At 46.5% G+C, this 6055-nt stretch carries 4 protein-coding genes; all 4 read right to left on the reverse strand.

All coding sequences use genetic code 11. The annotated features are described in order from the left end of the window. Positions 1–672: 672 nt before the first annotated feature. Entirely contained in the window at positions 673–1680 is a 1008-nt protein-coding gene (locus tag ACFO8Q_RS08785; RefSeq protein WP_380025398.1) for a 3-oxoacyl-ACP synthase, read from the reverse strand. 50 nt (positions 1681–1730) lie between these two features. Continuing rightward, positions 1731–4985, reverse strand: a complete 3255-nt coding sequence (locus ACFO8Q_RS08790) for a BTAD domain-containing putative transcriptional regulator (RefSeq protein WP_380025399.1) — start codon at positions 4983–4985, stop codon at positions 1731–1733. A 126-nt stretch (positions 4986–5111) separates the two neighbouring features. After that, a complete protein-coding gene (locus ACFO8Q_RS08795) occupies positions 5112–5315 on the reverse strand; it encodes a hypothetical protein (protein ID WP_380025400.1) in 204 nt (67 codons plus the stop codon). Between the two features lie 30 nt (positions 5316–5345). Further along, complete coding sequence (locus tag ACFO8Q_RS08800) at positions 5346–5960, reverse strand: TetR/AcrR family transcriptional regulator (RefSeq protein WP_380025401.1); 615 nt, start codon at positions 5958–5960, stop codon at positions 5346–5348. Positions 5961–6055 lie beyond the last annotated feature (95 nt).

Genomic DNA, 6055 nt, shown 5'->3' on the forward strand with positions numbered 1-6055 from the left:
ACTTAATCATAACGGAATTACCGTGGCTTTTGTGATATTTATGTGTTGCATTTCATTTTACAATGAACCTTAAATCTTCATATAATTCATTAAGTGTCGAGGTGAACTCTTCAAGTGTATTGAGTAATTTCTTCTTATCTTCGACAGTCGACTTTACTACATCACAAGCCAAGCATGAGCAATATTTCGACATTTTTCCCCTTTCTAATCGTCCCAGGAAACCTCCAAATTTCTTTTTAGTGAATTTCCAGGTCGATACCTTTGCTATCAATTTTCCGGTAAAATATTCTCTCTTACCTGTTTTTCCGGTAATAATCCTTTGTTACCGGATTTTCCGGTAACAGTATACGTCATAATTTTACAATATTCCCGATACTTTTCAACAAGCAAAGTAGTTACTATCATCTATCAAACGATAAAAATGTGTTTCCTCCCGTAATCAAGACACTGCATTTGTCGACATCTTGTGCCCGTCACTTCCTCTTTTCCTAATAATGGTAAATAAATTCATTCGTTTAAGACAAAAATAACACACCAAAATGGTCCGCTGCATGGCAGTCTCCCATTGATGTGTTAAAAGGTTATTCATAAACCATTGAGCAATCTTTAAGATTCCAGAATACACCTTTACGGAGGCGAACATCACATTATTGACCAACACCCCCGTCTCTTTCATCCCCAGCGAATCGTACAAGCATCCCAGGCATAGCCGATCCCCGCACTCACACATACAACGAGATCTCCGAGCTTGATTCGGCCCGTTTGAATTCCCAATTCCAGCGACAAAATCTGATCAATCTGCCCGATATGCCCATACTCTGACAGATAATAGGATTGATTCTCCGTTAGACCCAATTGATTGAGCACATAGTCGTGAGCCGATCGTTTCATATGGAGAATTGCCAGATAGTCGATGTCGGAAATATGATATCCGCTTTTTTCAACAGATTGCTCAATAACCTTGAGAAAATTGGCCATCGACTTTTGCTCAAGCCGCTGCTTCATTCCTTCCGGATCGATTACATCCAGATAGTTCAAGCGCTGCTCCAGCGCTTCATGGGAGATGGGGTGCTTGGTTCCGCCCGCGACAACGACCACATCTTCCGAGAAAGCGCCATCTGTAATAATATGGCTTGCCAAAAGCTGATTGGCAGCATGCCCCTTTTTCAAAATAACAGCCGCTCCCCCCGCCGCCAAATTGTACATAAAACGGGTCCGCGGATTGGTGTAATCAATCAAATCGCTGTTTCGATAGCCTCCCGCCAGAAGAACTGTCTGAATTTCAGGATCCGCAAGCATCATATCCTTTGCGACCTTGAGAGCCATCACCATTGTGCCGCATCGCTGCTGCACGTCAAATGCCCATGCATTCACCGCTCCGATTGCTTGTTGAAGCTTGATGCCGGCAGTCCAAAGCGGATATTCTTTATGCTCTTCCCCGATATAGATGACAAGGTCAATCGAAGCGGGATCGACATTGCCTTTCTGCAGCGCTTTCTCCGCAGCCCAGATCCCCATCTGGCAGGTGTGATCATTCGGACCGGGGAGGGTTTTTCGCTGAATTCCCATTTTCGATTCCACGATCTCTTTCGGAATGCCGCTTTTTTGAGCTATCGCTTCACCCGTTTCAAATGTTTCGGGAATGTATACGCCTGTACTGACAATTCCAATCGAAGTCATTCCTCAACCTCCTTCCAGGATCATACTATCCCGAAGGGGTTACAAAGGAGTTACGTGCGTCTTCTCACCAGCTGCTGGTACAGTTTTGTTGTCGATTCCAAAGGAGCGACTCCCAGTTGATCCTCCAACTGTGTAACACATCTTTTGTAGGTCGTGATGACGAGACTGCGGTTCCCCAATTGGTGGTAGCAGGACATCAAAATTTGATAAGCCGCTTCCCAGCAGGGGTCATGCGAAAGGATTCGATCACAGCAGCCAATTGCTTCATTTAAAGCCCCATTTTTATGATAAATTCGGGCCAGTGACTCGAGAACCCGAAGATATAACGTCCGTAAGCGTTCCCTTTCGTCGGCGCACCAATCCTGATAGGGATAGTCTTGGAGAAAATCTCCTTTGTACAAGAACAGAGCAGATTCCAACTCTTCGATTGCTTGACGGGATATCTGTCCCGCGGTACCGATCTCCTGCTCAGCGAGGCTCAGCCCCTTTTCGGCACGGACTTCAAACTCATCCCGATCGATCCAAACGGTTGCGGATGGTTGGAGGCGGTACCCGGTATCCACCCGTTCAATGAAAAATGACTCCGAGCGGGCCTCACGATCCGGCTCAATCGCGGTAATTAGTGCGTTTAACGCAACCTTGAAGTCACGGGCAGCCGTTTTCTCGTCCGCCTCCGGCCAAAGAAGATCAAAAATTTCTTCCCGCTGCAGGAACTGTCCCCGCCGGGTGACAAGCAGTTGGAAGAGTTGACGTGATTTCTCCCTTTTCCACTCTTTCCTTCCGACTTCGTCCATCCCACGATACGCGGCAAACTTGCCTAACGTATAAATTCGCAGCGTGTGGCCGGGATGTTTTTGAATCCCTTTGCATCCCATCTGGCCGAGCAGTTTCTCCGCCGCTTCCACTTTCAGGACATCCCGGGCAAGCAGCAGTGACGGAACCAGTGTTTGCAAGTCGTTCGGACCGAAAAGGGTTCTTCTCAGAAACAGGTATTCATACCCGCTTGTCTCAACCTCTTTCAAGAAAAGGGGCATCACACGGGCAAACTCTGTCTCCTGGCCGGTTCTCTCATGCAGCATCGCAAGCCACATCCGGACATTTGCAAGACAAAACCGGTCCCCGCATGCCTGAAACCCTTTTTCCGCTTCCAACAACCAGGGGAGTGCCTCGTCGTACTGTCCCCACGTTGTTCTCACCAATCCAAGAGACAATCGAATCATGTTGGCACACCACATATCATGAACGGCGAGAGCTAATTCCAAACCGGTTCTTCCGTGCTGCTCCGCCTGTTCCAACTCCCCTAACAACCCGGAGGTAATGCATAAGCCCATCAACGCCTCGACTTTTCCTCGTTCCACACGTAAGCTTTCGCTCAATTCGATGGAACGCAGGTAAGATACTTGCGCTTCTTCCAGACGTCCGGCCAGTGCCTGGGCATGTCCCAATCTCATATACCCGACTGCCTCGACAAAAGGAGACTGGAGTTCCCGCCCGATTCGTATGCCATGCTCCGCGTTCAAGCGACTGGCGCTTACATCTCCCATGAACGCTTGAATGAGAGAAAGCAGAAGATGCTTTTCCCGATGGAACTTTGCAATTCGTTTCTTGTAACCACCCGAAGCTTTCTGTTCTTCTTCAATAATCTGCAGGGTCATTTGTTTTGCTGCAGCAAGCCGCCCGGTTCGCAAATGAATGCGGATATCCAATTCGTCTTTAGGGGTTCCAGGCACCAGTTGTGCGGCCCGCTTCAGCATTTCCTCCGCTTCCTGCAGACGCCCGCTGTTGGTATGGTTCTCGGCCAACAACCGCAGCATTTTTGCTTTCTCTTCCGGGTAATTTTCTCCGAGCACCTGAACCGCTTTTTCAAGCCAGCGAATCGCCTTGACCGGTTGGATCGTATCCAGAAACAATTGGGCCTGACCGAGATAGACCTGACTTCGGCCCAGCACATCCCCCAACCGGATGTACCCTCCTTCGGCAAGCGTGTACCAATGTTCCGCTTCGGAAAACCGGGAGGAGAACCGATCAATCTCGCCGCGCCAGAAAAGAAGCTGTGGATGCTGCTGCAATACATCGCTGGAAAGGCGATCAATCCAGTTTCGAAGCATCTCGAATCGGCCGTTTTGCAGAAAATGGACTCCCCACTCCAAAAGCAGGCTGACAACTTGTCCCGATTCCCCCGCCTGGTAGTAATGGTGAAGCGCAAGTGGAATTTCCCCTTTTTCTTGATAATAGGAGGCCGCTTTATGGTGCAGGGAGAACCATTGTTCCTCACTGTCGTCCAGTAATGATCGGGTTAACAAAAACTGTTGAAACAATCGATGATAGCGATAGTGTCCTTCCCCGAGTCCGGTAACGAAGAGTCCTTCTCTCTCAAGCTGCACAAGAATTTCGCCACAATCGTTCCGCTCCATCATCCAATCGCATACGTCAGTTTCCATTCTCTCAAGAATACAAGTCCTTTGCAGAAACTGCCGGATCAAAGCAGGTTGTCTGTCAAACACTTCTTCCGCCAGATAATGAAACAAAAGCCGCTTCGTCTCCGGCTGCGTTCTCCACAACTCGGACAGTTCGATCCCTGTTTCAAGCCCTTTCCAGACCATTTGCAACGCGATGATCCAGCCTTCCGTTTGTTCCTGCAAATCCTGCAACTGCTCACTGGCCAGCAAGATTCCGTATTGCTCCTGAAACAGTTGTGAAATTTCCTCTGTGGTGAACAAAAGGTCCTGTTTGGATATCACCAGTAAATCATAAGTGGACTGCAGCCGCTTGATCGCCGGTAATTCAAGAGTTCTCCGGGTACCGATCACCAGATGCACATGGGCTGGCAGGTACCGGATGAGCATTTCCAGAATCGCTTGTATTTCCTGCAAATCGGCGACCGTATGCAGATCGTCGAGAACCAGAATTGCAGGGTCGGGTGCCAATTCTGCCAGATCATTCAGCAGCAGTGTCATACAGGGTTGAATGACGGAGGCTGTCCAATCAAACTGTTCCAACAGCCGTAGGGATCGTTCCCCGATTTTTGAATCAAACGTTTTCAGAGCATGAATCAAGTAGAACAGAAACTGGAACGGATCCCGTTCCCCATCTTCAACCGAATACCAGGCAATGGGATCAAAGTGAACGTACAGATGAGTAACCAACGAAATGCTTTTGCCGTAGCCTGCTTCAGCTTGAACTAAAGTGACCGGATAATCGATGACCTGCAAAAACAAATCGTCCAGCCGTGATCGGAACAAGCACTGAGACTTGATGCGAGGAGGAGATAATTTTGCAGTCAGTACATGAGGTTTTGAAATCATGACAGATCCTCCCGATAACACCTATCTGAATATCTATTTACAATTTTCGGTTTTTGCAAGAAATCTCCTGCAAGAAAAAAAGGACATCGCAACCGAGGTGTCTGCTCTCTGGAAACTTTGATAAATTTAGTTTGAAAGATTTTCTGGTTTTTCCGCATACCACTCCACCAACCCACAAGAAGGACAAGCATAAACATGAAGAGGGCTACTTTCCTTCTTAGAAGCGAAGTTTTTAAAAGGGGATTTGACTAAAATCACTTTTCCTCCTGGTGGACATATAGCTTCTGCTTCAGTTACTTTTACCCCGCATTTTGAACACGTACGATCCATTTCACTCACCTCTTCTATAAGGGGACCCCTCTATACTGAGGGCTTAGTTCGACTTCCAATAAGAAAAAGAATTACATCAAGCTGTCTCTTAGGATTAATTGAATGATCTATATGAGACTGAATGTTAAACCCGTCAAAGATCGCTATAATCGTTGTTGCCAAAAGATCTAGAGGAAGAACCGGATCTATTAGACCTTTTTGTTTAAGGTTTAGTAAGTGTTTTTCGACCTCTTTTCTCCATTCCTCGTACAAAAGAGTAGGGTTATTTTGTTCTTGAGGTAAACGATGGCAATTTGCAACAAATTCTAAGAACATTGGAGTCCAATGCTCGGATTCTGTAGCCTTTAGCATATATTCCACTTTTTGCTCAATAATCTTACGTATGTCAAAGTGTTGTTCTATTGAATTTGGTTCAATGGTTCTTAGATCGGTTTGCTGTATGAGCATCCGTTCATTCATAATCATGGTGAATATTTCTTCTTTGCTTTTAAAATGGATGTAAAAAGCCCCTTTAGTAAATCCTGCTTTTTTGACAATATCATCGATACTAGTGTGACTAAATCCCTTCTCGATAAATAATTCATAAGCTGCTTTTTTTAGCTTTTTGATGGTCTGTTCCGCCTTCAACTGATGCTTAGTTTTCACAATTACACCTACAATCATAAAATTTTGGCTCAGTTTAAATTTACTGTTGCTTAACCAGCCATTCTCTGGAGTTGGGCATCACAATGCACCGAAAG

Origin of the sequence: Effusibacillus consociatus (assembly GCF_042652925.1) — a bacterium.
Taxonomy (GTDB): Bacteria; Bacillota; Bacilli; order Tumebacillales; family Effusibacillaceae; genus Effusibacillus; species Effusibacillus consociatus.

Bases quoted from the DNA above. Each gene is read 5' to 3' on its own strand.
- ACFO8Q_RS08790 (WP_380025399.1), bottom strand. From the start codon at position 4,985: ATGATTTCAAAACCTCATGTACTGACTGCAAAATTATCTCCTCCTCGC.
- ACFO8Q_RS08785 (WP_380025398.1), bottom strand. From the start codon at position 1,680: ATGACTTCGATTGGAATTGTCAGTACAGGCGTATACATTCCCGAAACA.
- ACFO8Q_RS08795 (WP_380025400.1), bottom strand. From the start codon at position 5,315: ATGGATCGTACGTGTTCAAAATGCGGGGTAAAAGTAACTGAAGCAGAA.